This window comes from Parasphingorhabdus sp. (assembly GCF_036963705.1).
Classification (GTDB): domain Bacteria; phylum Pseudomonadota; class Alphaproteobacteria; order Sphingomonadales; family Sphingomonadaceae; genus Parasphingorhabdus.
Genome location: NZ_JBALUT010000129.1, coordinates 1 through 3,570 on the forward strand (window position 1 = coordinate 1; position 3,570 = coordinate 3,570).

The 3,570-nt window shown below is 55.0% G+C and carries 5 protein-coding genes; 4 read left to right on the forward strand and 1 reads right to left on the reverse strand.

Annotated elements, in window-relative coordinates; translation table 11 throughout:
- On the forward strand, window positions 1–202 hold a 202-nt coding region (locus V7680_RS15170), incomplete at its 5' end, for a DapH/DapD/GlmU-related protein (RefSeq protein ID WP_335654095.1).
- Between the two features lie 192 nt (window positions 203–394).
- Here the strand turns inward: V7680_RS15170 and V7680_RS15175 are convergent.
- Entirely contained in the window at window positions 395–1,132 is a 738-nt protein-coding gene (locus tag V7680_RS15175; RefSeq protein WP_335654096.1) for a tetratricopeptide repeat protein, read from the reverse strand.
- Window positions 1,133–1,254: 122 nt separating this feature from the next.
- Here V7680_RS15175 and V7680_RS15180 point away from each other — a divergent pair, with 122 nt between their 5' ends.
- From V7680_RS15180 to glmS, 3 genes are all read left to right on the forward strand, one after another.
- A complete protein-coding gene (locus V7680_RS15180; RefSeq protein WP_335654097.1) occupies window positions 1,255–1,620 on the forward strand; it encodes a ribbon-helix-helix protein, CopG family in 366 nt (121 codons plus the stop codon).
- Window positions 1,617–1,997, forward strand: coding sequence for a type II toxin-antitoxin system VapC family toxin (locus V7680_RS15185; protein WP_335654098.1), 381 nt, complete (start codon window positions 1,617–1,619; stop codon window positions 1,995–1,997). Before V7680_RS15180 ends, V7680_RS15185 begins: the two co-directional genes overlap by 4 nt.
- A gap of 18 nt (window positions 1,998–2,015) precedes the next feature.
- Window positions 2,016–3,570: glutamine--fructose-6-phosphate transaminase (isomerizing) (glmS, locus tag V7680_RS15190; RefSeq protein WP_335654099.1), on the forward strand; the 1,555-nt coding region annotated here is incomplete at its 3' end.

Genomic DNA, 3,570 nt, shown 5'->3' on the forward strand with positions numbered 1-3,570 from the left:
GTTTATCGGGTCGAACAGCGCGCTAGTGGCGCCGGTGACCATCGGTGATGGCGCGATTGTCGGGGCTGGGGCGACGCTGACGAAAGATGTCGCGGCTGGTGATCTGGCGCTGGTTCGGGCGGAGCAGACTGTGAAGGCGGGTTGGGCTGATCGATTCAATGAAGCGAGCGCGAAGAAGAAAACTAAGGGAAAAAAATCGTGAATCGCGCCAGAGCTCTGGGATTGTCCTCTGTCGCGCCGATCATTCTCGCCATTGCTGCATGCAGTGATGAGGCACATACACAGTAAGTGAATACATCAATTGAGACGTGCGGAAATGTGGTGAAGGTAGATTCTCCGCTAAGATCAATCGGATGAGTCATTCATCATAGCGAGTGAGGGGCAGGGAAGGGGCTTATTTCTCGACCGACTGAGCATCAATATATTTTAGTTCCTGTAGCGAGCCAGGGTCATCGGGGATCAGCTTCAAGCATTCGTTGATCGCTGACCGTGCGTCGGTCCAATTGCCCATTTCGACATGATTGAACGCGATACCACGATAGGATCTGCAGCGCATTGAATTTGCTATTTCAGTGGACTGATTTTTGTTCTCCATCAGCTCGATCGAAAGATCGCTGGTTTTGCTAGCTTCGGTGAATATCTTCAGAGATGTCTGCCAATCTTTGCCGCTCTTATGCCATTCGGCCAATTCGTTGAGATAATGCTGGTTGTCGGGGTCCATTCGCACAGCTATTTCGAGGTTTGGTAATGCTTCGGCGCGATTGCCTATATCTATCAAGGCAAAGCCCTTGGCAAAATATGCTGAGCAAATATCAGCTGCCACGACGACTGTGTTGGCTTTCTCCTTGTCTCGCTCACCTCTGTCGGTCTCCAGCGCGGTGCCCAACAGTGTGCCTAGAACATCCACCTCCCCAAACGCACATCGGTAAGCAGAGTCGTTTTGCTTGTCGTCCTCAAAATGTCTGATCACCATATCCGCCTTGCTTATCGCGAGTTCGAACTGTTTGGCGTTAATTGCTTCAAAAGCAGCAATGATGGCAGCGCGATCATCTTCCATCTGGTTATCAGTCGCTATCGCAGGCGTTGCCGCTGACAGAAAAACGCAGGCAATGACAAAGAATGATTTTTTCATTTCCAATCCTCACAGACCAAATTATTGCTGGGCAAAAGCTAAAGCGGTTGCGAGCCAATCGCAAGGCACCTTTGATAACCTTGTATTGACATGATATCACGATATGATATCATGATATCATCATGGCCCGAATTTTAGCAGACCTTCCCGAAGACGATGTGAAATGGCTCGACGCGCAAGCGGCGGAGCAGGGCAAGTCGCGGGCGCAATTGCTGCGGGAGGCGGTGAGCGCCTATCGTTCCGAAGCGCCGAAAGACTGGCTGGATATTGGTTTTGGCGCGTGGAAAGATCGCACGGATATCGGTGATTCTGTGGAATGGCAGCGGCGCGAGCGAGCAAGATGGACGCGGCCATGGGACGATGATTATGAAGCGGTGAAGGCTGAGTTCCCCGATCTGTTTGATGAGGAGGATGACCGGCAACGGCAAATCTATATCAACATGATGGGCGGACAATATCCCGCGTCGAAGAAACATTCAACCCAGTGAGCGGTTTCACCTTTGATTCCAATATCATAATCGATGCGTTTGCAGGCTATGAACAGGCGCGCGCGGAAATCCGGCGTGCGACCGAAGGCGGCTCACGTCCTTGGGTCAGCCGCATGGTCTGGATAGAAGTGTTGTCAAAAGGGACCGACGAGCAGTTGCGCAGGGCATCAATACTTCTGTCCGGTTTCGGAATCGACGAGATTGACGAAGAAATATCTGAGCGCGCTGCGACGCTGCGCCGCCAGCGCCCCCGGCTCAAATCGCCCGACGCCATCATCCTCGCAACCGCAATGACACGCGGTCGTGTTCTGGTAACGCGCAATATAAAGGATTTTCCTGCCAATATGCCGGGAATCCGAGTACCCTATACACTTTAGTAGAAAGCCCGAAAAACCATGTGCGGAATTATTGGAATTGTTGGCAACCAGCCTGTCTCGGACCGTCTCGTAGACGGCCTGAAGCGTATGGAATATCGCGGCTATGACAGCGCCGGCATCTGCACGGTGCATGATGGCCAGCTTATCCGCCGGCGCGCGGAGGGCAAGCTCGCCAATTTGGTAAACGTCCTTAAAACTGATGACGCAGCCGGCAATATCGGCATCGCGCACACGCGCTGGGCGACTCATGGCGCGCCGACGACCAGCAATGCCCATCCTCATGCGACTGGCGAAGTAGCGCTGGTGCACAATGGTATTATCGAGAATTTCAAGAGCTTGCGCGAAGAATTGAGCGCGCGCGGACGTAAATTTGAAAGCGAAACCGATACCGAAGTGGTGGCGCATCTGGTCAGCGAGCAGGTTGAAGCGGGCAAGTCTCCCCAAGATTCCGTCCAGGCGGTGTTGCCGCAATTGCGCGGCGCCTTTGCCCTGGCGATTGCCTTCCGTTCACAGCCGGATCTGCTGATCGGCGCGCGTCTGGGTTCGCCTTTGGTGGTCGGCTATGGCGATGGTGAAACCTATCTGGGGTCCGACGCCTTGGCGCTGGCTCCACTGACCCAGAAAATTGCCTATCTTGAAGAAGGCGACTGGGTCGTCATCACCCGCGACGGTGCCGAGATTTATGACAAGGACAACAAATCGGTAGAGCGCGAAGTCACGACCTCCGGTGTTTCCGCAGCAGCGATTGAAAAGGGCAATTATCGCCATTTCATGCAGAAGGAGATTTTCGAGCAGCCGACCGTGGTCGCCCAGACGCTGCAAAGCTATATTCGCCCGCTCGAGCAGCAGGTTGCGCTCCCGCAAATGGATTTCGATTTGCGCGATATCAAGCGGATAACCATCGTCGCCTGCGGGACCAGTTATTATGCCGGGATGGTCGCCAAATATTGGTTCGAGACCTTCGCCCGCGTGCCGGTGGATTTGGATTTTGCTTCCGAATTCCGCTATCGCGATCCGGTACTCGAGGCTGGCGGACTGGCGCTGTTTATCTCCCAATCGGGCGAGACAGCCGATACGCTGGCGGCGCTGCGCCACAGCAAGGAAAACGGCCAGAAAATCGCTGTTGTGGTCAATGTGCCGACTAGCAGCATGGCGCGGGAGGCCGATCTGTTGCTTCCAACCCACGCCGGTCCCGAGATCGGCGTCGCTTCGACCAAGGCATTTTCGTGCCAGCTAGCTGTCCTGGCGGCGCTCGCCGCTCATCTGGCGGTGGTAAAGGGAAAGATGACTCGCGACGAGGAGCGCGAAGTGGTCAAACATCTGACCGAAGCACCGGCCGCGCTCAACGCTGCCTTGGCCCATGATGATGATATTGCGGACATGGCCCATCATATCGCTCCGGCGCGGGACGTCCTCTATCTGGGCCGTGGTCCGGACTATCCGCTGGCGATGGAAGGCGCGCTCAAGCTTAAGGAAATCAGCTATATCCACGCCGAGGGCTATGCGTCCGGCGAGATGAAACACGGACCTATCGCGCTTATCGACGAAGCAGTGCCGGTGATCGTGCTGGCGC

What these genes read in the sequence shown, in the direction of transcription:
- V7680_RS15180 (WP_335654097.1), top strand. Translation starts at nt 1,255, where the DNA reads ATGGCCCGAATTTTAGCAGACCTTCCCGAAGACGATGTGAAATGGCTC.
- V7680_RS15175 (WP_335654096.1), bottom strand. Translation starts at nt 1,132, where the DNA reads ATGAAAAAATCATTCTTTGTCATTGCCTGCGTTTTTCTGTCAGCGGCA.